Raw genomic sequence first — 21,398 nt, forward strand, 5'->3', positions numbered from 1 at the left:
TGCATATTTTGCAAGTGTTTTTTTGAACTTTTTTATAGGCAGATAAGATTTTTCGGAGCGAGAGTCATGTTTTCGCAGCCGTCGGCTTTTACTACCGCAAAGTCCTCTATCCTTATGCCGAACCTGTCCTCGATATATATTCCCGGCTCGATAGTTATAACGGAATTTTCGGGAACGATATCTTTTCTTCTCGGTGAACCGACAGGGTCTTCATGTATCTCCATACCAACGCCGTGACCGAGGGAATGGCCGAAGTTTTCGCCGTAGCCTGCATCTGCGATGATATCTCTTGCTATCTTGTCAAATTCAAAGCCGGTCATACCTGCTCTGAGTTTTGATATAGCCTCCTGCTGAGCTTTCAAAACGATGTTATACACCTTTTCCATTTCCTCATCAGGCTTTCCGACGCATACTGTTCTTGTCATATCCGAATGATATCCGTCCACAACTGCGCCGTAGTCCATAAGGACAAATTCGCCGTTCTCTATCTTCTTGTCGGAAGGGACTCCGTGAGGGAGAGAAGTATTCTTTCCCGAAAGCGCAATGGTATCGAAAGAGAGAGCCTCTGCCCCATGGGAAAGCATATAGTAGTCAAGCTCCAGCTGTACTTCCTTTTCTGTTCTGCCTGCTTTTATGAAGTCAAGCATATGCTCAAATCCCTTTTCGGCAATACGCTGGGCGCATATCATCTTTTCTATCTCGTCAGGTGTTTTGACTATGCGTATCTCTCTGACAGCCTTTGCAAATTTATCATCGCATCTTATCTCGCAGCCAAGACCTTTGCTGTACATATTGAGCTGAGCAACTGTACAGCTTTGACTGTCAATGGCGGCAGTTTCTACATTTCTCGCCGCAAAGATATCCTTTATCTGCTTATAAAGTCCGCCCTGTTCAAGAACGACCTCGCAGTTTTTCACAGTTTTCTTCGCCTTTTCGATATAGCGGAAATCTATGATAAAAACAGAACTGTCGGGGAAAACGAGCAGCGTTCCTGCGCTTGACTTCATACCAGTGAAGTATCTTCTGTTCACATCGTCGGTGATTATTCCGCAGTCGGCAATGCCGCTTATCTTGCTCTGAAGTATTTCCAGCTTATTCATTGACATCACTTTCTTTCCAGTTATAATAAAGTGCGTCAACAGCCATAAGGTAGGAATATTTTCCGAAACCGCTTATCTGACCTTTGCAGACAGGTGCGATAACGGACTTGTTTCTGAACTCATCTCTTGCATGGATATTGCTGAGGTGTACTTCGATAACAGGTATCTTTATAGCTGCGATAGCGTCCCTTATTGCATAGCTGTAATGGGTATAAGCGCCTGCGTTAAGGATAACTCCGTCATACTTTTTTCTTGCAAGGTGGAGAGTATCTATTATCTCCCCCTCGTGGTTAGACTGGAAAACCTCGCAGTTAAAGCCGTACTTTACAGCGTGTGCGATTATCTCATTATTTATGCTTTCAAATGTATCTGTACCATAAACTCCCGGTTCACGCTCTCCGAGAAGATTAAGGTTCGGTCCGTGGATAACAAGAATTTTCTTCATAAAAAATCACTCCTTAACTGACAAATAATATTTTTTCATAGTCAGAGCGTCCTTATCCTGTGTACCTGCGCTCTCACACACGAAGACCGGAGAAAGGTCTTTTTTCGCTACTATCTCCATAAGCGGTTCAAAGTCAGGTCCATAACCCTGATCATCGTCAAAGGTCAGATGCTTTTTCTCTCCGCCGGGGTTAGTGAACATTATCTTTGAGAAATGGCTGTGGAAGATCTTCAGTCTGTCGTGACCTATCATATTCTCCACCTCGTCCAGCATTTTCTCATACTCGGCCTTGCCCTTTATATAGCCGAACTCTCTTGCATTGAGATGTCCGAAGTCTATCGTTGGGAGGAACGTATCGTCCAGTCTGCAAAGCTCCAGCACTTCTGTAAGATTTCCAAGCTGATTGACTTTTCCCATTGTTTCGGGGCAGAAAACTATATGCTCAAAGCCCTGCTCAACGGCAGCTTTTCTTGCTCTTGTAAGAGTATCCTTTGCAAGCTCCAGAGCGTCCGCTCTGCTTATCTTTGCGCAGCTGCCCGAATGGATAACTATTCTTTCTGCGCCCATTCTGCTTGCAGCGTCGCATGACTGGAGGATATAATTTATACTGTTGTCACGCTTTTCAGCCTCAAGGCTTGAAAGGGAGATAAAATACGGCGCATGGAGCGAAAGGCCGATGTTATGCTCCTCCGCCTTGTTTTTAAGGGCAAAAGCCACCTTGTCCGACACCTTTACTCCCCTGCCGCACTGATACTCGTAATGGTCAAGTCCCATTTCTTCAAGATATCCCGGAGCTTGTACGGTAGCCTTATATTTTGCAGAAAAAGCCTCGGAATTACCCGCAGGTCCGAATTTTGCGCTCATCAGTATTTCTCCTTTTTATCTTTTCTATCTTTTCTTTCCTTTTTGCGGTGCATGAAAAATCCCACGTCATCGTTCTTGATGTGTTCCTTAACAGGTTCAATACTGTAAACATAGCGCATATTCACATACGCTATCTCTTTGGGATCGTCCTCATCCGCAGCAACGAGCCAACTGTCGCTGATATCCTTTATGACATATCCGTCATAGTAATTTTCCTCAGCGTCTATAACGCATACTTTACCTATTATATCCTTAAAAAATTCGTTCATATACGATCCTTTCTCATTTTAGGTAAAAACGGCTTTTCGCAGGCTCTCTTGAATCTGAACGGCAGACTGGTTTCAGGCTCTATGGGGAAAACAAATATTGAACGTATCCCTTTCAGATTTGAACCAAGCACGTCGGTGAATATCTGATCCCCCACCGCAGCAACGTTCTTCTTATCAAGTCCAAGTTTTTCGATAGCCTTTGTATAGCCGAAGGTCAGCGGCTTTTTCCCCTCAGGGATAAAATCCAGTCCAAGCTGCTCCGCAAAAGGCTTTACTCTCGGAGCATGATTATTTGAAACGATCATCAGCTTTATCCCTGCCGCTTTCATTTCGGTGAGCCAGTCAAGGCTGGACTGCGGCGGAACAGGGTTATTATGAGTAGTCAGCGTATTATCAAGGTCAAGCAAAAGTCCTTTGATACGCTTTTCCTTTAAAAACTCGGGAGTGATCTCCCCCGCTTTGTCGAAAACATAAGTAGGTTTAAAAAACATAAGATCTCCTGTTTATTTATAAAACAAAAAGCGGGCATAGAAATGCCCGCCTTACATTACATATTAATACTTGCGCTTACGAGCAGCTTCGGACTTCTTCTTACGCTTTACCGAAGGCTTTTCGTAGTGTTCTCTCTTACGAACCTCAGCGATAACGCCGTCTCTGGCGCATGATCTCTTAAAACGCTTAAGAGCTGTATCCAAAGTTTCGTTTTTGCCAACACGAATTTCTGCCAAAATTATTCCCTCCCTTTGCCACCTATGACAGAGGTAACTCGTCAGCCTTCCGCAAATTTAGCCGGTGATAGTGAAGGTGTCTGCGAATGCAAACTCGAAACGATAACGTTTCGCTCCGAAAATCATAGGAGCACTCTGTCTGCAACCTGCGAAATATAACAAGCTAACGTAATTACAAAATTTATTATACTACATTTTGCACTAAAAGTCAATAGCTTTGTACTGATTTTCTTAACTTTTTTAAAGTATTTTTTCCAAAGTTTCCGCAAAATATCCTGTCGTTACTTTACAACGATGTTTACAAGCTTATTCGGAACATAGATCTCCTTGACAACGGTCTTGCCGTCCATAAGCTTAGCCACATTCTCGTCTGCCTTAGCCTTTGCGATAACATCTTCCTTAGCTTCGTCAACTGCGATAGTCAGCTTTGCCTTTACCTTGCCGTTGATCTGGCAAACGATCTCGACTGTCTTATCAACGCAGAGAGCCTCGTCATATGTTACCCACTCCTGCTCGTCAAGAACGCCCTCGCAGCCGATGATCTGATAAAGTTCCTCAGTGATATGCGGTGCGAAAGGATTGAGTATGATAAGGAAATCTCTGAATTCCTTCTTTGTGATAGAGCCGACTTCATAGATCTCGTTGAGCAGCGACATCATTGCTGCGATAGCTGTATTGAACTTCATGTTTTCAATATCTTCCGAAACCTTCTTGATAGTCTTGTGCATAGACGAACGAAGCTTGTCGCTGTAATCGTCGCTGTCCACTACCTTATCCTGAAGCGCCCATACTCTGTCGGTAAATCTCTTGCAGCCCTTTACGCTGCTCTCGCTCCACGGAGCTGCCTTTTCATAGTCGCCCATGAAGAGTACATACAGTCTGAGAACGTCTGCGCCGTACTCGTCAACAACGTCGTTCGGGTCTACAACGTTTCCTCTTGATTTAGACATCTTTTCGCCGTCAGGTCCGAGGATAAGTCCCTGTGCAGTTCTCTTTGCGTAAGGCTCTGAAGTCGGAACAAGACCGAGGTCATAGAGGAACTTGTGCCAGAAACGTGAATAGATCATATGTCTTGTAACGTGTTCCATACCGCCGTTGTACCAGTCAACAGGCATCCAGTATTTAAGAGCCTCCTGTGATGCGAACTCATTGTCATTTTTCGGATCGCAGTATCTGAGGAAGTACCATGAAGATCCTGCCCACTGAGGCATAGTATCAGTTTCTCTCTTAGCCTTTCCTCCGCACTTAGGGCAGGTGCAGTTTACAAAGCTGTCTATCTTTGCAAGAGGGCTTTCGCCGTCTGTACCCGGTTCAAAATTCTCCACCGGCGGCAGCTTAAGAGGCAGCTCGTCATATGGAACAGGGACCATTCCGCAGTGAGGGCAATGAACGATCGGGATAGGCTCGCCCCAGTATCTCTGTCTGTTGAATGCCCAGTCCTTCATCTTATACTGAACGCCCTTTTCGCCGCAGCCGAGCTTAGCGAGGACTTCCAGCATTTTTGCGATAGCGTCCTTTTTGTTTGTTATGCCGTTAAGTTCGCCTGAGTTCACCATTTCGCCGTCGCCTGTATAGGCTTCCTTAGAAATATCTCCGCCCTTGATGACTTCGATTATATCTATGCCGAACTTCTTTGCAAAATCATAATCTCTTGTATCGTGAGCAGGTACAGCCATGATAGCGCCTGTGCCGTAGCCCATCATTACATAATCAGAAATATAGATAGGTATTTCCTTGCCTGTGATAGGATTTATACCTGTAAGGCCGTCGATCTTAACACCTGTCTTATCCTTTACGAGCTGTGTTCTCTCGAACTCGCTCTTCTTTGCACATTCAGCCTTGTAAGCGTCCAGATCAGCAATGTTTGCGATGCTGTCCCTGTACTTCTGAATGATCGGATGCTCAGGAGCGATCACCATAAATGTAACGCCGTAAAGAGTATCGGGACGTGTTGTATATATTCTCAGCTTTTCGTCCTGCTCCTTGATCTTGAAATCAACGAACGCACCTGTGGACTTGCCTATCCAGTTCTGCTGCTGGAGCTTTACATTAGGCAGATAGTCTACCTCTTCAAGTCCCTGAAGGAGCTTGTCGGCATACTCTGTTATTCTTAAATACCAAACTTCCTTGGTCTTCTGAACGATATCGCTGTGGCAAACGTCACACTTTCCGCCCTGTGAATCCTCATTTGAAAGCACTACCTTACAGCTTGGGCAGTAGTTTACAAGAGTCTTATCTCTGAAAACAAGACCGTTCTCGAACATTTTGAGGAATATCCACTGTGTCCACTTATAGTAACCCTCTTCGGTGGTGTCAATAACTCTTGACCAGTCGAAAGAGAAGCCTACTCTTTTGAGCTGACCTGTGAACTTCTTGATATTATCGTCCGTTACCTTTCTTGGGTGAACGCCAGTCTTGATAGCTGTGTTCTCAGTCGGGAGTCCGTAAGCGTCAAATCCGATAGGGAAAAGAACGTTGTATCCCTGCATACGTCTTTTTCTGCTTACTACCTCAAGGCCTGAATAAGCCTTGATATGGCCGACGTGCATACCGTGACCTGATGGGTAAGGGAACTCAACGAGTCCGTAGAACTTTTTCTTTGAATGATCGTCGCTTGCCTCGAAGGTCTTATGCTCCTCCCAGTAAGCCTGCCATTTTGATTCAATGGCGGAAAAATCGTAGTTCTTCATTTTTATCAGTCCTTTAAAAATTGAATTGTTTTATATAGGCAAACTGCCGTTAAATTACATTCAAGCGTTTTTGCTGCAAATGTAAGATCTGACCGCTTTGGTCTCATAAATATTGACGAATGCCAGCACCTGTGCAAAGCCGTAGGCCGCTATGGCTAAGATATGTACGGCGAAGGTCTTTAAAAATTCCCACACCGCTTTTAATATCTGCATAAACCCCATAAGCTCCGCAGAATACCCGCTGAACATACCGATAAAGCGTATTATCAGCACCGCCGCCACAGGCAGTGCGCTCAGCAAAAGATCGGCTGCCATCACCTTTCTGCAATGCCTTGTGCCTGCCGCCAGAATAACGCCGCACACAGTCCCGACAGACGAACCTGCCGCTGCGATAATATCCGTCACGCTATGTGGAACAAAAGCTGACAGGAACACCGCAGCATTCACCGCCGCAAGCACTATCCCCGCTATGAGCAGCCATTTTCTGCCCTCGGCGATAAGCTCCTCCTCGGTTTCCGTATCGACATAGTTTATATCACTCATAATTTATATATGTCAGTTCTGACCGAAATGCTCTTTTATATCTTTATTGACCAAAAGCTGTACAACGCACACAACGTCGATTATAGCCTCGATGATATAAAGCACATAGCCGTTTTTTATGTTTGTAAAAATATGTGCTATAACTACCGCCGCAACTATCACAGCCGTTACATAGTTCATAAAAGGCTTTCCCGATATCAGCAGATACGCAAGCGCAGCCGATATGAGCAGCGTGATGATATTGCCGAAGCTGAAACCGACAATAAGATTGATTATCCCCTTGACTACAAGCCAGCCGCCTATGATGCCGCAGAGATTTCTTCCGTTTACTGAATGTTCCATATTATTACCCCTTATTCAGCCTCTATATATTCTGAAATATCCACTGACTTTCCGTCAGACCATAGCCTTTCGAGATTATAGTAGCTTCTTGTTTCCTTATAGAAAACGTGTACCACGATATCGCCGTAGTCAAGCACGATCCATGTCTGACCCTGATATCCCTCGGTACGCAGCGGCTCTATCCCCAGCTGTGACATCTTGAACTCTACCTCTTCCGCAAGAGCCTTTGTCTGTGTGGTGGATGAACCGTTGGCGATAACGAAATAGTCTGCAAGTATCGTAAGATCGCCGATGCCTATTGCCTGTATATCCTCGCCTCTCTTTGAATCAAGAGCCTTGACGATAGCGGCAAGCTTTTCTTTTGTTGTGATCTCTGCCATAAATCTGCCCATGCACATTTTCGTCAGCCGTGAAAAATATGGGGCATGGGTCTACCTCCGATACATAAGATTTTTTCACGCTGCATAAATATTTTCTCTTTTTTTCTTTCTGACCTCACATCAGCGGCGCTTTGCTGCCGCAGCGGCGAAATCATTGTATGCCTCCAAGGTCGAAACGGGTATGGTATTCCCCTTATCCGCCGAATCCTTTATGGAGAACTTCAAAGCCTCGAACATTGCTTTTTCAAGACTTTTTTCAGCATATTTTCTCATTTTGTTTACGTCCTTATACTCCCTGTCGGCAGATATAAGGTCCGCAAGATAGACTATCTGACTAAGCTTAGCCATATTGCCGCAGGCTACCGTATGATATCTGACTGCGTCGATTATCTCAGGATCTGTTATACCGAACAACGTCTGTATAAGTTCTGCCCCTGCTACGGCATGAAAAAGCGGAGTAGTCTTTTTCTCGATATCGCACACATTAAGCGGCGACCTTTCAACTATCGCAAGCTGCTCCTGCGCAGGAAGTTCCTTTGCAGTATCATGCAGAAGTCCTGCCACATAAGCTTTATCCTCGTCCGCACCATAGCGTTTAGCCAGTGCGACTGCTGCGTTTGCCACATTCACCGAATGGTTATATCTTTTCTTTGAAAGATTTTCTTTCAGATATGCTTTATACTTTCCTATTACTTTCTTGTCTGTCACTTAACTTACCTCTGAACGTCAATATAGATTTTTTGCCATTATATATTGTACAACATTTTCGTCCAAATAGCAAGTGCAATCAAGATTTTTTTTCAGCATATCCCTTATCTGCGAAGAGGATATCTCAAAAGGCTCAACAGGCACGATGATGACCTCGCCGCCTTTTGCACGAAGTTTATCTGCATACCCTTCAAGTCTGTCTGTATCCTCCTGCGAGCGTGATACGCATATCAGGGAGCAAAGCGTAAGTATCTCCTCATATCTGTACCAGCTCTCAAAGGAGGCAAGCATATCGCTGCCCATTATAAAATAAAGCTTATCCTCAGAAAAGACCTCATGAAAATGTCTGAGGGTTATGACAGAATAGCTCTTGCCCTCATTTTTAAGTTCCCAGTCCGATATCTCTATATTCTCAATGCCGGAAAATGCTATCCTGCACATTTCAAGTCTGTCGCTGCCGCTGACAAGTCCCTCTGCCGATTTATGGGGCGGTATCCTGTCGGGCAGCACAAGCACTCTGTCAAGGCTGACCGCAGACAATATTTTTTTCAGAGCGCTGACATGACCCTTATGCACAGGGTTGAATGTTCCCCCGAAAATACCTATATTCATTATTTCGCCTTAAGCTTTATAACAGGTTCTTTTTCGTTGCGCTTGAACAGCACAGCCTTTGAACCGATTATCTGAACGACCTCGGCATTGATCTTCTCTGATATCTCCTCTGCCGCCTCTCTTGCGCTGTAAAGAGAATTGTTCAGCACCTTTATCTTAACTATCTCGTGTACTCTGAGATAATCGTCTATCTGTGCTACCTGCTGATCGTTCACTCCGCCCTTGCCTATCTGAAAGGCTGGTGTGATATTTGCGGCGATGCTTTTAAGCTCCGCCCTCTGCTTGGTTGTTATCATATTTTTATCCTTTCTGTTTTAACTCAGATCTTTTCAAGCTGCTCCATAAGATGTTCAAGAGCCTTTGCTCTGTGGGACACCTTGTTCTTGAACTCCGCCGAATGCTGTGCAAAGCTCCTGCCCTCGTACATAAAAACAGGATCATAGCCGAAGCCGTTTTCGCCCACAGGTTCGTGACCTATATGTCCGCTGACTTTTCCCTCTGCCATTATCTCCTCGCCGTTTTCACGGATAAAGTGTATACAGCACACAAAGTGAGCAGTCCTCCTGCTGTCCTCAACGCCTTCAAGATTTTTCAACAGCAGCGCAGTACGCTCCTCATCTGTATCAAGTCCGCCGTATCTCGCTGAATATATCCCAGGCTCTCCGCCCAGAGCGTCAACGGCAAGTCCGCTGTCGTCTGCAAGAACGGCGCAGCCCTCGGCAAGATCCTTTATGGCTCTTGCCTTTATAGCGGCATTTTCCGCAAAGGTATTTCCCGTTTCCTCAGCCTCAAGGTGTATGCCTGCCTCAGACTGTGAAACTGCGTCATAACCCAGCGGTTCAAGCAGCTGGCGGTACTCTCTTATTTTGCCTTTATTATTGCTGGCGATAACAAGTTTTATCATACTTTACTCCAATTTCTATTCGTGGATATAAGAGATCCTGCTCTTCTTCATCTTCTCCGCACATTTCATCTGCTTTTCCTTTGAAACTGTGCCTATGCAGGTTTCGTTGAACACTACTCTCATTCCGCATTCGATAGCTCCGATAGCGGTATGACCTATGGATATTCCTCCGTCAACTCCCACCATCTCGACCTCTTTTACATTTCTGGCTCTCATAAAATCTTCAAGAGCCACGTTTGAAAAGGCGTCAGGTTTGTTTTTCTGATAAATATTCTTGGATACGACCTTCAGCTTGGTCACAAGACCTGCCTCAGCCGAGCCCTCCTTAGGCATCGAACCTCCGAAAAGACCTTTCTTTATGCTTACGATATAAAAGACCTCTTCAGGTGCATATTCGCTGATACGCTTATTGATACTCTCTATCATTGCATCAGCGTCATAAGGATATGCATTCTTATCTCTTGATCTGCCCATATACATTTCCTGCATATTCACAACAAACAAAACCTTATCCATATTCAATTACCCCCTACGAATTTTTCTTCTGATTTTTTCCTGATCACTAAATACTTTCAATTTTTTGTTTTGTTAAAATCGTTCAAATCATTCAAAAAGTGCGTCAACGAAATTCTTCGCATTGAACGGCTGAATATCGTCGATCTTCTCCCCTACTGTCACAAGCTTTACAGGTATCTTAAGATCGTCTGTGATGCTTATGATTATTCCGCCCTTTGCTGTTCCGTCAAGCTTTGTCAGGATTATTCCTGTGATATCTGCGACCTCGTTGAACTGCTGAGCCTGATTTACGGCATTCTGTCCTGTGGTAGCGTCAAGAGCCAGCAGCACTTCAAGTGCGCAGCCCTCAGCCTGCTGATGAACGATACGGGATATCTTTTTCAGCTCATCCATAAGATTTTTCTTGTTATGAAGTCTGCCTGCCGTATCGCAGATAACAACGTCAGCGTTTCTTGCCTTTGCCGCTGCCAGAGCGTCATAGACTACCGACGCAGGGTCAGAACCCTCGTTATGCTTGATCATATCAACTCCCGCTCTTTCAGTCCACACTTCAAGCTGATCTATGGCAGCGGCTCTGAAAGTATCTGCCGCCGCAACGATGACCTTTTTGCCCTCGTTGTGGAGCTGATATGCCAACTTGCCGATAGTCGTTGTTTTTCCAACGCCGTTTACGCCGATAACAAGTATGACTGACGGTGTGGTGGACATATCAAGAGGCTGTTCCTCGCCCAGCATTTCTGTTATGACCTCTTTAAGAACGTCCTTTATTGCAGTTGGATCGGTTATGCCGTCCTTCTTGACACGCTCACGGAGCATATCGCATATCTTCACCGAAGTGTTCACTCCTATGTCGCACATAATGAGCGTTTCCTCCAGCTCTTCAAAAAGATCCTCGTCAATTTTTGTAAAGGAATGGAGCAGGCTCTCTATCTTGCTCATCATAGAGTCCTTAGTTTTTTTCAAACCGTTTTTCAGCTTTTCAAAAAATCCCATAACTTATCTCCTCTCGTAATTTATTCCTCAAACTTCATCTGTCTTGTTTCCTCGACGCTCATTCTCAGCAGTTTTGAAATACCCTTTTCCTGCATCGTTACGCCGTAGAGAACGTCAGCCTCTTCCATAGTTCCACGTCTGTGGGTGATGGTGATGAACTGCGTTTTATCCGTCAGTCTGTGAAGATACTGAGCGTATCTCGACACGTTTACATCATCGAGCGCAGCCTCTATCTCGTCCAGCAGACAGAAAGGCGACGGCGAATTTTTCAGTATGGCGAAGTAGATAGCTATCGCCACAAGCGCCTGTTCTCCTCCCGAAAGGGACATAAGGCTGGTTATTACCTTGCCGGGCGGCTGAACATTTATCTCTATCCCGCATTCAAGAACATTTTCCGGATCGGTAAGGGTAAGTTCCGCCTTTCCGCCGCCGAAAAGTTCGCTGAATATTTTTTTGAAGTTTCCGTTTATTATATCGAAATTCTGCATAAAAACAGATTTCATTTTTTCCGTAAGGCTGTCGATCATCTCGCAAAGCTCTGCCTTTGAAACGTTGACATCATTGAGCTGCCATGTCATCATCTCATAACGTTCGCTGACCTCTGCATACTCGTCGATAGCTTCAAGGTTCACACTTCCAAGTCCTCTTATCTGATTTTTCAGTTCGGTGAGCCTTTTGTTTGCCGCAGGCATATCATCTATCTTTTCAGCCTGTTCGGCAGCGGTAGATCTTGTCAGCTCATATTCGTCCCACAGCTGTGCGGCAAGCTTATCAAAGTCCGCCGTAACGGTATTTTTTCTTTCCTCCGCACGGGTAAGCTGCTGGGCAAGTGTTGACTTTTCCTCCAGCTTATTTTTCTGAGCCGCTCTCAGCTTATTAGCCGCAGCGTCATACTCGATATGCTGCTGTCTTGCCTGCTCTATAAGTTCGGCAAGCTTTTCCGTTTCATCGTCAAATCCCGACAGACCCGACGTTATCTCTTCGATATGCTTTTTCTTTTCCTCGATAGCATTTTCTATCTGCGCTATTTCAAGCTCCGTCTTTCCGCTGCCGTTCTCATTATTTTCTATGGACGCTGAAAGCTGGGATACCGAATCCTTTGCCGACTGGATATCCTTATTTATCTCGGCAGCCTTTATCCTCAGCTCGGAAAGCTCTCTGCTTATATCCTCACGCTGCTGTCTGAGGTCCGACTGTGCAGACTGAGTTTTTTCAAGCTCCGCCTCCATTTCAAGGATATTCCTGTCCTCCGCCGCAGCCTCCTGCGCAGCATTTTCAAGCTCCTCATTTGCCTCTTTCAGCTTTTTGCCAAGCTGCTCCGCAAGGCTGTCGTTCTCCCTTACAGAACCCTCGAAACGCTCGGTTATCTCCCTTACTCTCTTTATCTCCATTTCAAGCTTTATGCAGGTATTGCCGAGAATATTAAGGTTTTCCTTTGCGCTTTCGATATCCGCCGAGAACTTATCGACCTCCTGAACGAGCCTTTCACGCTTTGCCGAAAGTTCCTCTTTTTTCGCATTCAGTACGGACAGCTTTTTCTCCGACTCTTCTATCTCGTTCTTTCGTGTGAGTATTCCTGTATTCTTTGAAACACTTCCTCCTGTGAAAGAACCGCCCGAATTTATCACCTGTCCGTCAAGGGTAACTATGCGGAACTTAAATCCGTTTTTCCTTGCGATATTCGTGGCGCTGTCTATATCCTCAGCTATGCATATCCTGCCGAGAAGATAGCTTATTATGCCGCTGTACCTGCTGTCGCACTGCACAAGATCGCTGCCCATTGCAACATAGCCGTTTTCGTGTTCAATGTTCCTGCTGTCAAGCCTTGTTCCCTTTACGGTAGTTATCGGCAGGAAGGTAGCACGTCCGGCCTTGTTCTCTTTCAGCAGACGTATGCCACGCTTTGCGCAGTCCTCATTCTCCACCACGATATTCTGGAGCGCACCGCCCAGAGCAGTTTCGACTGCAACGGAATATTCCGATTTTACTGTTATAAGCTGTGCCACCGAGCCGCATACTCCGCTTATCCTGCCCTGCTTGACAGCTTTCATTATATGTTTTACGGAGTAGCCGAAGCCCTCCATTGAATTTTCAAGATCCCTCAGCATCTGAAGTTTTCCCGATATCTGCTGTGCTGATATCTCGGTATCTGAAAACTCCTTGCTGACCTGTGAAAGTTTCTGCTTTCTTACGTCGAAAAGCTTTTCCAGTCCCTCAAGGCGGTTCTGATTTTCTAGCTTATCTTCGTTCGCTTTTTTTCTTTCAGCGTCAAGCTTTTTAAGCTCCGACTGTGCAAATCTGCTGTCGTTTTCAAGTTGCTTTCTTGTTTCCTCCGCTGCCGATATGCTGTCCTGCGTTTCGGCAATGGTATTCTTGACGCTCTCTATCTGAAAGCTAAGCTTTGACTTTTTCAGATACGCTGCACTAATGGCAGAGTTCACGTCGCTTACGCTTTTATCCGACTCCTCCGCTTTTGCGGCAAGCTCGGTAAACTCGTTTTCCTTTTCCGAAACGAGCCTTGCAGCCTCGCTCTGCTGCTCCATAAGCTCTTCAAGACCTGCTCTGCGCTTTTCAAGCTCAGTTTCATAGAAATATCTGTCCGCTCTCGACTGCTCTATCCTGTCTTTGAGCTTCTGGATATTTTCTTTCATATGTGAGATATCATTTTCACAAACCGCAGCCTCGGACATGGAATTTTGCTTTTCAAGCTCTTTCATATGCATCTGTTGGCGGTAGTTCTCAACGTCCGCCGCACATTTTGCACTCATCTCAAAATTGCGGTCTATCTCCTTTTCAGCACCTGAAAGCTCCTCCGCAAGCTGTGAATGCTGACTGTCGAGAAGTGCGATACGCTCTTCAAACTCGTCAAGCTTTGTCTTGTACTCCTCCAGTCTGTACACCCACACAGACACTTCAAGCTTTCTCTTTTCATCATCAAGGACTCTGAAACGCTTTGCCTTTTCGCACTGTTTCTGCAAAGGTCCTATTCTGTTTTCAAGTTCCGCAAGTATATCGTTCAGACGTGAAACGTTCTCCTCCGCAGCCGCAAGCTTTTTCTCAGCCTCCTGCTTTTTATAGCGGAATTTCGCTATGCCTGCCGCCTCTTCAAATATCTCTCTTCGCTCGTTGGATTTTCCGTTTACGATATCGGCTATCTTGCCCTGTCCGATAATGGAATATCCGTCCTTGCCAAGACCGGTATCCATAAACAGCTCGTTGACCTCTTTTAGTCTTGCCGCCTTGCCGTTTATCATATACTCGCTGTCGCCGTTGCGGTAAAGCTTTCTTGAAACCGCAACAACGTCGCTCTCTATATCAAGCGCTCTGTCCTCATTGTCTATGGTGATAGTTACCTGTGAAAAAGGCGACTCCTTTCGGGTATTGCAGCCGTGAAAAATAACTCCAGCCATTTTCTCTCCACGGAGAGCCTTTGAGGACTGCTCGCCCATTACCCAGCGCATAGCGTCGGCAATGTTGCTCTTTCCCGAACCGTTCGGACCTACTACGGCGGTAATTCCCTTATTGAATTTTAATTCTGTCTTATCGGGAAATGACTTGAATCCGTGCATTTCCAAAGATCTGAGATACATTTACACACCGCCGTTCTTTATTTTCTGATATCGCTTTTATCCTCAATCATCTTTAAATAAACATCTTCGCTCTGAGCCTTGTCTGCAACTATCTTTACATTCAGACCCATATCCTCAAAGCGTTTTAAATTGCTCTTTTTCTGTCCCAGTGCTTTGCTGAGATTTCTTGACGGAACGGATATCACCGCAGAAGTTTTTCCGTTCTCTTTCATCGCCGAAACTATCCTGCCGAAATATATCTCGCTTTCGCACAGTTCACGGAAAGCGGGGTGATAAAACCCGCCCAAAGCCTGATCCTCCACAAACTCACTGGCGTGAAGTCCAAGCTTTATTACTCTTATGCCGAGCTGCTGCGATTCTTCAAGAAACTGCCCGCACAGCTTTACCGCTGTATCAAAGCTGAAAGGCTTGTATTCGCCTTTCTTGTAAAGCTCTCCCAAAGCCGTTCCCTCAAGAATTACCACAGGATATATCCTCAGCGTATCGGGTCTGAGGGCGCATATCTTTTCAAAAGACTCACGCTCTCTTTCCTCTGAGCTTTTATAAAGACCTATCATCATCTGAAGTCCAAGCTCAAAGCCGTACTTTTTTATAAGCCGTGCGGCATCAGCAACGTCCTGTGCGCTATGTCCTCTTTCATTTGCCTGCAATACCTCATCGCACATGGACTGTGCGCCAAGCTCGATAGATCGGACGTTATATTTTTTCAGCAGGGAAAGTATCTCGTCATCAATGTAATCGGGACGTGTGGATATCCTTATGCCGCTGAACTTTCCGTCACCGATAAACTCCTGCGCCGCCTCAAGCAGCTCGGTCATATACTCTCTCGGAACAGCCGTAAAGCTGCCGCCGAAAAAGGCTATCTGCGTGTTCTGAGGTTCTTTTATCTGCTCCATAGCCTGCGAACAGGTTCTTTTTACATCTGCGGCATGAGGTATGCTTTCCGTTCCCGTAATAGTCCGCTGATTGCAGAAAGCGCACATATGTGGGCAGCCCACATGGGGGACGAATATTGAAATATTACTGTGCATATCCCATAAGCTCCAGCGCTTCTTTTGCAGCGTTCTGCTCTGCGCTCTTCTTCGATCTGCCTATTCCCGTTCCGATAACGTTGCTGTTGAGCAGCACCTGAACTGTGAATTTCTTATCGTGGTCAGGGCCGTCCTCGGCTTTAAGGAAATATTCTATCTTCTCCTCAGGATTTTTCTGTATTATCTCCTGAAGAACTGTCTTGTAATCGTGGAATGCAGTAGTATGGTCTGGGGTGATATCCTTCGGCAGAAATCCCATTATATGCTTTCTTGCAGGCTCTATGCCGCCGTCAAGATATATAGCTGCGATAACAGCCTCCATAGCGTCGGAAACGATAGACGCACGTTCTCTTCCGCCTGTCATCTCTTCGCCCTTTCCGAGGAAAATATACTTTCCAAGCTCTATCTTTTTCGAGAACTCGAACAGAGCCTTTTCGCACACCAGTGACGCTCTCAGCTTTGTAAGCTCGCCCTCAGGAAGATGCTTGAAATGCTCAAAGATATAATCCGACACAACTATGGACAGCACCGAATCGCCCAGAAATTCCAGACGCTCGTTGCTGTTTCTGTGCTTTTTATTTTCATTTGCAAAGGAAGAATGGGAAAGTGCCTCGTAGAGCAGCTTTTCGTCCTTGAATGTGTAACCGATTTTCTTCTGAAAATCCAAAAGATTCTGACGTTCGTCCATATTAGATCTCCTGCTTTTCTTTCATTGAATCAAGCGCCTCTGTGATAGAGTCGATGACCTTTGTTTCAGTAAACTGCTTTGCCTGTCTTACTGCGTTGTAGAATGCTCTTGCATTTGAGCTGCCGTGAGCCTTTATAACAGGCTTTGCTGTTCCGAGAAGAGGCGCTCCGCCGTATTCGGAATAGTCAACCTTCTGCTTGAACTCCTTTACATTATTAAGCACAAGCAAAGCTGCTATCTTTGACTTGAAATCCTTTGTGAGCAGGGTTTTCAGCTCTCCTGAGAAGAACTTAGCCATACCCTCATACAGCTTGAGCATAAGGTTTCCGCTGAATCCGTCCGCTACGCACACGTCACAGTCACCGAGAGGGAGCTGTCTTGCCTCAAGGTTTCCTATAAAGTTCACAGGTGCGGTCTGCAGCTGCTTGTATGTTTCAAGCTCCAGATCTCTTCCCTTTGACGGCTCTGCACCGATGTTTGCAAGGGCAACTCTCGGCTCGTCCACGCCCAGTATCTTGTTCATATATGCTGAACCCATAATACCGAACTGAACAAGCATTTCAGGACGGCAGTCCGCATTTGCTCCGCTGTCCAGCAGCATCGTAGGATCTCCTGCTGTTGGGAGGATAGTTGCAAGGGCAGGTCTTTTTATGCCCTTTATTCTCTTTACGATAAATGTTGCGCCCACCACAAGCGCACCTGTTGAACCTGCTGAAACGAAAGCGTCACCCTCTCCGTCGGCAAGCATTTTCATACCGACAGCCATTGAGCAGTCCTTTTTGCCCTTTATTACCTCGGTAGGTTCGTCGCAGATCTCTATAACTGTATCTGCGTGACGTATCTGAAGTGCAGAGATATCAAGTCCGTTATCTGATGCACACTTCTTTATCTTCTTTTCATCGCCCACAAGAGTGATGTCAACGCTGAAATCTCTCTGAGCGTCAATAGCGCCTTTTATAACTTCCAGCGGGGCATTATCTCCGCCGAATGCGTCTATAACTATATTCATAAGACATTCTCCTTATTAAATCTATCTTAAATTTATCAGCCTGCCGCAGCAGTAAATATCATTCCCGACAAGAGCAGCGTTGCCGCCGACAGTATCATCAGAACAGCTGCCGCAAGTCTGCAAAGCTTTCCTTTTCGTTTTCTCATATGTACCAGTACCATGACCGCAAATATGATATGCACTATATTCACGATCGGCAGCACAGCCGCCGCAGGTATGCACACCACCGTCAGAACGATCTCTATAACAGCCAATGTAACGCAAACGCACATGGCGATCATACATGGTGCTGATCTTTTCTTTTTAAGCTCAGGTATCATACAGCAGGACGTTATCAGCGCCGCTATCGCCGTCCATATGACTGCGACCACCTGTATCGCCATAAGCTTTTTCATGCCGACATCAAAGCCGAACCTGTCCGCAAGATCTCCTGTCATCTCAAAGAAAGCCGTGACTATCCTGCTTACCGTCAGCAGGATCTTATCGCTTATATGCTCCATATCCTATCCACGCTCCCCTCTGTACAGTTTTCCAATTTATTATACCACATCTCACTGCACAGGGCAAGACATCATATTTCTTCAAGGACCTTATCGAGATCCGCAAGACCTCTTTCAGCTATCATGCTGTATTTAAGCTTTTTATCCCTTATCCTCTCAGGCAGCGCAGGCAGTATGCCCATATTGCAGCCCATAGGCTGGAACTTTTCAACAGTCTGGTCGCTTATATATTTTGAAAGCGCACCCAGCATCGTTGTTTCCGGCAGGCTCACATAGCTCTTGCCCTGAAGATGCCTTGCCATATTGAGCCCTGCGAAAATGCCGCTTGCCGCAGATTCTATATATCCCTCAACGCCTGTCATCTGACCTGCGAAATAGAGGTTCTCACGCTCACGCATATTGAACTGTTCATTGAGCAGCTTCGGCGAATTTATAAATGTGTTCCTGTGCATTACTCCGTATCTTACGAACTCTGCATTTTCAAGTCCTGTGATAAGCGAGAACACTCTCTTCTGCTCGCCGAATTTGAGATTTGTCTGAAAGCCAACAAGGTTATACATCGTTCCCCCTGCGTTTTCCGCTCTCAGCTGAACTACTGCGTAAGGTCTTTTTCCTGTCCTTGGATCGGTCAGTCCCACAGGTTTGAGCGGACCGAACCGCATCGTATCCTCGCCCCTTTTGGCAAGCACCTCAACAGGCATACAGCCCTCGTACACCTTGAAATTATCCTTGCCGAAATGCTCCTTGTCAAACTCATGGAGCGGAGCGGATTCCGCATTGATAAGTTCATTATAAAATCTCATATACTCGTCCTTATCCATAGGACAGTTTATATAATCAGCCTCGCCTTTTCCGTAGCGTGAGGCAAAGAAAACCTTGTCCTTGTCAAGACTTTCATATGTGACTATCGGAGCTGCTGCGTCATGGAAATACAGATAATCTCCGCACAGCTTTTTAATATCCTCCGCCAGCAGGTCTGAGGTCAGCGGACCTGTGGCGATTATCACATTGCCCTCAGGTATCTTTGTTACCTCGTCCTCTATAACGGTTATATGCGGGTGAGCTTTTATCTTTTCCGTCACAAGGTCGGAAAACTTTTCTCTGTCCACCGCCAGCGCACCGCCTGCCGAAACCTTTGCGGCATAGGCACATTCTATGGTAAGCGAACCCAGTCTGCGCATTTCCTCTTTAAGCATTCCTGCTGCGGAATCGACACGCTCGGCTTTGAGCGAGTTTGAACACACAAGCTCCGCAAAGCCTTTATACTTATGGGCAGGGGTAAACTTTTTCGGCTTCATTTCATAAAGCTCTGTATCTATCCCTGCGCAGGCAAGCTGCCATGCAGCCTCGCAGCCTGCAAGTCCCGCTCCGATAACCTTAACCGTCATTTGATAAATTCCTTTCGTATCCGCAGTCAGGCTTATGACATATCAGTATGCCGTTCTTTCCGCCCTTCTGGAAGAGGGTAGAACCGCACTTAGGGCATTTTTCCTCCGTCGGGAGATCCCATGTCATAAAGCTGCATTCAGGATTATCCTCGCAGCCGTAATACTTCTTGCCCTTCTTGGACTTTTTGAGCAGCACCTTTTTGCCGCAAAACGGACATATGCCGCCCGTTTCCTGAACTATCCTCTTTGTATTCGTACAATCCGGAAAGCCTGAGCAAGCCATAAACTTTCCGTATCTGCCTATCTTTATTACCATAGGCTTTCCGCATATCTCGCATATCTGATCCGTTTCCTCGTCAGGGACTTTGACACGCTTGCCCTCCATAGCGACTTCCGCCTCAGAAAGCTCGCTGTCGAAATCGGCATAGAAATCTTTCAGAGTCTTTACCCAGCTTGCCTTTCCGCTTTCAACTTCGTCAAGGCTCGTTTCCATATTAGCTGTGAACTTCACGTCAACTATCTTGTTGAAATGCTCGCTCATAAGTTGGTTCGTTACCTCGCCCAGAGCGGTCGGCTTGAGCTGTTTTCCGTCACGTTCAACATAACTTCTGTTGAGTATGGTCGTAATGGTGGTAACATAAGTTGACGGTCTGCCGATACCGGTTTCTTCAAAAGCCTTTACCAGCGTAGCCTCGGTATATCTCGGAGGCGGCTGAGTGAAATGCTGATTGCCGTCAATGGACTTCGCCTTTATAACGTCGCCCTTTTCTATGGCAGGCAGCACATTTTTCTTATCGTCCTCCTCGTCCTTTGACTCTTCGTAAAGAACAGTAAAGCCGTCGAACTTCACTGAATAGCCTGTTGCCTTGAACATACAGCCTGCGGCAGAGATATCCACCGACATGGTATCCATAAGGCAGTTAGCCATCTGGGACGCAATAAATCTTTCCCATATAAGCTTATACAGCTTATACTGATCGTTTGTTACTCCGCTCGCCTTTACAAGGTCAGGAGTGATGTTCGGGTCGGTAGGACGTATAGCTTCGTGAGCGTCCTGCGCATTGCCCTTTGTTTTATACACCTTTGGCGACTCAGGAATATACTTGTCGCCGTACTTTCCTTTTATAAAAGTATAGGCTGCGTTTCTAGCCTCGTCAGAGATACGCAGGCTGTCGGTTCTCATATATGTGATAAGACCTATCGCACCCATACCGTTTATTTCAAGACCTTCATACAATTCCTGAGCGGCTTTCATTGTACGTCTGCCCTGAAATCCCAATCGTCTTGAAGCTTCCTGCTGGAGAGTAGAAGTTGTGAACGGTGCGGCAGGTGTTTTCTTATGCACGCTTTTCTTCACCTTGTCGATAACGAACTCCGCTCCGTCAAGTCTTGCAAGGACAGCGTCCGTTTCCTCTTTGCTTTTCAGTTCAGCCTTTTTGCCGTCAATGGTATTTAGCTTTGCTGAAAAAGCCTTACGGCTTGATTTTGCAAGGAACTTTCCATCGATAGACCAGTATTCCTGCGAAACGAATGCCCTTATCTCATTTTCTCTGTCACATATCATCTTAACTGCAACAGACTGCACTCTTCCTGCGGAAAGACCTCTTCTTATCTTTCTCCAAAGGAACGGTGAAAGCTTATAGCCGACTATTCTGTCGAGTATTCTTCTCGCCTGCTGAGCGTTCACAAGATTGAGGTCGATAGTTCTTGGGTGGCTCATACCTGCCTCAATACCGCTCTTTGTGATCTCGTTAAAAGCAACTCTGTTCTTCTCGTTCATATCCAGACCGAGCAGCTGTGCCAGATGCCATGAGATAGCCTCTCCCTCACGGTCCGGGTCGCCTGCGAGATAGACGTGGTCGCTGTTTTTTGCTTTTTTCTTTATTTCCTTGATAAGTGATTCCTTATCCTTGATGTTGATATAATGCGGTTCAAAATCGTTGTCTATATCAACTCCCAGCTTTGATTTCGGGAGATCTCTCAGATGTCCCATTGAGGCGACTACCTCATAATCTCCGCTAAGATAGCGTTTTACTGTTTTCGCCTTATGCGGCGACTCTACAATTACTAAATCAGACAAATTCATTCTCCGTTCTAA

The 21,398-nt window shown here is 45.9% G+C and carries 23 protein-coding genes; all 23 read right to left on the reverse strand.

The features are described from left to right. Positions 1-32: 32 nt before the first annotated feature. Positions 33-1,100, reverse strand: a complete 1,068-nt coding sequence (locus Q0E19_RS05210; protein ID WP_294407999.1) for an aminopeptidase P family protein — start codon at positions 1,098-1,100, stop codon at positions 33-35. Next, positions 1,093-1,545, reverse strand: a complete 453-nt coding sequence (gene aroQ, locus Q0E19_RS05215) for a type II 3-dehydroquinate dehydratase (protein WP_294408000.1) — start codon at positions 1,543-1,545, stop codon at positions 1,093-1,095. Before aroQ ends, Q0E19_RS05210 begins: the two co-directional genes overlap by 8 nt. 6 nt (positions 1,546-1,551) lie before the next feature. Beyond that, positions 1,552-2,409: a TIM barrel protein gene (locus Q0E19_RS05220; RefSeq protein WP_294408001.1), complete on the reverse strand. Its 858-nt coding sequence runs from the start codon at positions 2,407-2,409 to the stop codon at positions 1,552-1,554. After that, the gene (locus tag Q0E19_RS05225) at positions 2,409-2,678 is read right to left on the reverse strand and encodes a hypothetical protein (RefSeq protein ID WP_294408003.1); all 270 of its coding nucleotides are present in this window, start codon (positions 2,676-2,678) and stop codon (positions 2,409-2,411) included. Before Q0E19_RS05225 ends, Q0E19_RS05220 begins: the two co-directional genes overlap by 1 nt. After that, complete coding sequence (locus Q0E19_RS05230; RefSeq protein WP_294408004.1) at positions 2,675-3,169, reverse strand: YqeG family HAD IIIA-type phosphatase; 495 nt, start codon at positions 3,167-3,169, stop codon at positions 2,675-2,677. Before Q0E19_RS05230 ends, Q0E19_RS05225 begins: the two co-directional genes overlap by 4 nt. Positions 3,170-3,232: 63 nt before the next feature. Then, positions 3,233-3,406 carry a 30S ribosomal protein S21 gene (gene rpsU, locus Q0E19_RS05235; RefSeq protein WP_002847085.1) on the reverse strand — a complete coding sequence of 58 codons (174 nt, stop codon included), beginning with the start codon at positions 3,404-3,406 and terminating at the stop codon, positions 3,233-3,235. A gap of 281 nt (positions 3,407-3,687) precedes the next feature. Beyond that, positions 3,688-6,102 (reverse strand): leucine--tRNA ligase, encoded by a 2,415-nt coding sequence (gene leuS, locus Q0E19_RS05240; protein ID WP_365904666.1) that lies wholly within the window; start codon positions 6,100-6,102, stop codon positions 3,688-3,690. A 54-nt stretch (positions 6,103-6,156) separates the two neighbouring features. Further along, the gene (locus Q0E19_RS05245; RefSeq protein ID WP_294408006.1) at positions 6,157-6,639 is read right to left on the reverse strand and encodes a hypothetical protein; all 483 of its coding nucleotides are present in this window, start codon (positions 6,637-6,639) and stop codon (positions 6,157-6,159) included. A gap of 12 nt (positions 6,640-6,651) precedes the next feature. After that, positions 6,652-6,981 (reverse strand): hypothetical protein, encoded by a 330-nt coding sequence (locus tag Q0E19_RS05250; RefSeq protein ID WP_294408007.1) that lies wholly within the window; start codon positions 6,979-6,981, stop codon positions 6,652-6,654. A gap of 11 nt (positions 6,982-6,992) precedes the next feature. Continuing rightward, positions 6,993-7,373 carry a ribosome silencing factor gene (gene rsfS, locus Q0E19_RS05255; protein WP_294408008.1) on the reverse strand — a complete coding sequence of 127 codons (381 nt, stop codon included), beginning with the start codon at positions 7,371-7,373 and terminating at the stop codon, positions 6,993-6,995. Between the two features lie 108 nt (positions 7,374-7,481). Continuing rightward, positions 7,482-8,069 carry a bis(5'-nucleosyl)-tetraphosphatase (symmetrical) YqeK gene (gene yqeK / locus Q0E19_RS05260; protein ID WP_294408009.1) on the reverse strand — a complete coding sequence of 196 codons (588 nt, stop codon included), beginning with the start codon at positions 8,067-8,069 and terminating at the stop codon, positions 7,482-7,484. An 18-nt stretch (positions 8,070-8,087) separates the two neighbouring features. Then, the gene (gene nadD / locus Q0E19_RS05265; protein WP_294408010.1) at positions 8,088-8,681 is read right to left on the reverse strand and encodes a nicotinate (nicotinamide) nucleotide adenylyltransferase; all 594 of its coding nucleotides are present in this window, start codon (positions 8,679-8,681) and stop codon (positions 8,088-8,090) included. After that, positions 8,681-8,977 (reverse strand): YhbY family RNA-binding protein, encoded by a 297-nt coding sequence (locus tag Q0E19_RS05270; RefSeq protein WP_294408011.1) that lies wholly within the window; start codon positions 8,975-8,977, stop codon positions 8,681-8,683. Before Q0E19_RS05270 ends, nadD begins: the two co-directional genes overlap by 1 nt. Positions 8,978-9,000: 23 nt before the next feature. Continuing rightward, entirely contained in the window at positions 9,001-9,585 is a 585-nt protein-coding gene (rdgB, locus tag Q0E19_RS05275) for an RdgB/HAM1 family non-canonical purine NTP pyrophosphatase (protein ID WP_294408013.1), read from the reverse strand. A 15-nt stretch (positions 9,586-9,600) separates the two neighbouring features. Further along, entirely contained in the window at positions 9,601-10,101 is a 501-nt protein-coding gene (locus Q0E19_RS05280; protein ID WP_294408014.1) for an isochorismatase family protein, read from the reverse strand. 87 nt (positions 10,102-10,188) lie between these two features. Beyond that, the gene (ftsY, locus tag Q0E19_RS05285) at positions 10,189-11,094 is read right to left on the reverse strand and encodes a signal recognition particle-docking protein FtsY (RefSeq protein ID WP_294408015.1); all 906 of its coding nucleotides are present in this window, start codon (positions 11,092-11,094) and stop codon (positions 10,189-10,191) included. 20 nt (positions 11,095-11,114) lie between these two features. Next, a complete protein-coding gene (gene smc, locus Q0E19_RS05290; RefSeq protein WP_294408016.1) occupies positions 11,115-14,684 on the reverse strand; it encodes a chromosome segregation protein SMC in 3,570 nt (1,189 codons plus the stop codon). Positions 14,685-14,701: 17 nt separating this feature from the next. Next, positions 14,702-15,715, reverse strand: a complete 1,014-nt coding sequence (locus Q0E19_RS05295) for a radical SAM protein (protein WP_294408017.1) — start codon at positions 15,713-15,715, stop codon at positions 14,702-14,704. Further along, positions 15,705-16,403, reverse strand: a complete 699-nt coding sequence (rnc, locus tag Q0E19_RS05300; RefSeq protein WP_294408018.1) for a ribonuclease III — start codon at positions 16,401-16,403, stop codon at positions 15,705-15,707. Before rnc ends, Q0E19_RS05295 begins: the two co-directional genes overlap by 11 nt. A 1-nt stretch (position 16,404) precedes the next feature. Then, positions 16,405-17,412 carry a phosphate acyltransferase PlsX gene (gene plsX, locus Q0E19_RS05305; RefSeq protein WP_294408019.1) on the reverse strand — a complete coding sequence of 336 codons (1,008 nt, stop codon included), beginning with the start codon at positions 17,410-17,412 and terminating at the stop codon, positions 16,405-16,407. A 35-nt stretch (positions 17,413-17,447) separates the two neighbouring features. Next, complete coding sequence (locus Q0E19_RS05310; RefSeq protein WP_294408021.1) at positions 17,448-17,912, reverse strand: hypothetical protein; 465 nt, start codon at positions 17,910-17,912, stop codon at positions 17,448-17,450. A 71-nt stretch (positions 17,913-17,983) separates the two neighbouring features. Then, on the reverse strand, positions 17,984-19,300 hold the full coding sequence (gene trmFO / locus Q0E19_RS05315; protein WP_294408022.1) for a methylenetetrahydrofolate--tRNA-(uracil(54)-C(5))-methyltransferase (FADH(2)-oxidizing) TrmFO: 1,317 nt from the start codon (positions 19,298-19,300) through the stop codon (positions 17,984-17,986). Further along, positions 19,290-21,380 carry a type I DNA topoisomerase gene (gene topA, locus Q0E19_RS05320; RefSeq protein ID WP_294408023.1) on the reverse strand — a complete coding sequence of 697 codons (2,091 nt, stop codon included), beginning with the start codon at positions 21,378-21,380 and terminating at the stop codon, positions 19,290-19,292. Before topA ends, trmFO begins: the two co-directional genes overlap by 11 nt. Between the last annotated feature and the right edge of the window lie 18 nt (positions 21,381-21,398).

The sequence above is a fragment of the uncultured Ruminococcus sp. genome, from assembly GCF_934476685.1.
Classification (GTDB): domain Bacteria; phylum Bacillota; class Clostridia; order Oscillospirales; family Ruminococcaceae; genus Hominimerdicola.

Coding starts and splice junctions, on each gene's coding strand:
- Q0E19_RS05295 (WP_294408017.1), bottom strand. CDS start 15,715: ATGCACAGTAATATTTCAATATTCGTCCCCCATGTGGGCTGCCCACAT.
- trmFO (WP_294408022.1), bottom strand. CDS start 19,300: ATGACGGTTAAGGTTATCGGAGCGGGACTTGCAGGCTGCGAGGCTGCA.
- smc (WP_294408016.1), bottom strand. CDS start 14,684: ATGTATCTCAGATCTTTGGAAATGCACGGATTCAAGTCATTTCCCGAT.
- Q0E19_RS05245 (WP_294408006.1), bottom strand. CDS start 6,639: ATGAGTGATATAAACTATGTCGATACGGAAACCGAGGAGGAGCTTATC.
- Q0E19_RS05270 (WP_294408011.1), bottom strand. CDS start 8,977: ATGATAACAACCAAGCAGAGGGCGGAGCTTAAAAGCATCGCCGCAAAT.
- Q0E19_RS05250 (WP_294408007.1), bottom strand. CDS start 6,981: ATGGAACATTCAGTAAACGGAAGAAATCTCTGCGGCATCATAGGCGGC.
- Q0E19_RS05220 (WP_294408001.1), bottom strand. CDS start 2,409: ATGAGCGCAAAATTCGGACCTGCGGGTAATTCCGAGGCTTTTTCTGCA.
- ftsY (WP_294408015.1), bottom strand. CDS start 11,094: ATGGGATTTTTTGAAAAGCTGAAAAACGGTTTGAAAAAAACTAAGGAC.
- aroQ (WP_294408000.1), bottom strand. CDS start 1,545: ATGAAGAAAATTCTTGTTATCCACGGACCGAACCTTAATCTTCTCGGA.
- nadD (WP_294408010.1), bottom strand. CDS start 8,681: ATGAATATAGGTATTTTCGGGGGAACATTCAACCCTGTGCATAAGGGT.
- rnc (WP_294408018.1), bottom strand. CDS start 16,403: ATGGACGAACGTCAGAATCTTTTGGATTTTCAGAAGAAAATCGGTTAC.
- Q0E19_RS05225 (WP_294408003.1), bottom strand. CDS start 2,678: ATGAACGAATTTTTTAAGGATATAATAGGTAAAGTATGCGTTATAGAC.
- rsfS (WP_294408008.1), bottom strand. CDS start 7,373: ATGGGCAGATTTATGGCAGAGATCACAACAAAAGAAAAGCTTGCCGCT.
- Q0E19_RS05230 (WP_294408004.1), bottom strand. CDS start 3,169: ATGTTTTTTAAACCTACTTATGTTTTCGACAAAGCGGGGGAGATCACT.
- Q0E19_RS05280 (WP_294408014.1), bottom strand. CDS start 10,101: ATGGATAAGGTTTTGTTTGTTGTGAATATGCAGGAAATGTATATGGGC.
- rdgB (WP_294408013.1), bottom strand. CDS start 9,585: ATGATAAAACTTGTTATCGCCAGCAATAATAAAGGCAAAATAAGAGAG.
- plsX (WP_294408019.1), bottom strand. CDS start 17,412: ATGAATATAGTTATAGACGCATTCGGCGGAGATAATGCCCCGCTGGAA.
- Q0E19_RS05210 (WP_294407999.1), bottom strand. CDS start 1,100: ATGAATAAGCTGGAAATACTTCAGAGCAAGATAAGCGGCATTGCCGAC.
- Q0E19_RS05310 (WP_294408021.1), bottom strand. CDS start 17,912: ATGGAGCATATAAGCGATAAGATCCTGCTGACGGTAAGCAGGATAGTC.